Origin of the sequence: Pseudomonas sp. SMN5, from assembly GCF_052041925.1 — a bacterium.
GTDB lineage: Bacteria > Pseudomonadota > Gammaproteobacteria > Pseudomonadales > Pseudomonadaceae > Aquipseudomonas.
This window is the reverse complement of the sequence record NZ_JBKGGX010000093.1, coordinates 1-227: the sequence shown is the minus strand read 5'-3', so window position 1 is coordinate 227 and position 227 is coordinate 1. Positions and strand designations below refer to the sequence as shown.

At 65.2% G+C, this 227-nt stretch carries 1 protein-coding gene; it reads left to right on the top strand.

Annotated elements, in window-relative coordinates; genetic code table 11:
• On the top strand, positions 1–227 hold a 227-nt coding region (locus ACLEJR_RS27135; protein ID WP_440817800.1), incomplete at both ends, for a carbon starvation CstA family protein.

The following is a 227-nucleotide window of genomic DNA, read 5'->3' as shown; positions in this document are numbered from 1 at the left end:
TTCGTCGCGGCGGTGCTGCCGGTGTGGCTGATCCTGGCGCCACGGGACTACCTGTCGACGTTCCTCAAGATCGGCACCATCGTCGCCCTGGCGATCGGCATCCTGATCACCATGCCCGAGCTGAAAATGCCGGCGCTGACCCAGTTCACCAACGGTATGGGGCCGGTGTGGAAGGGCGGGCTGTTCCCGTTCCTGTTCATCACCATCGCCTGTGGCGCGGTGTCGGG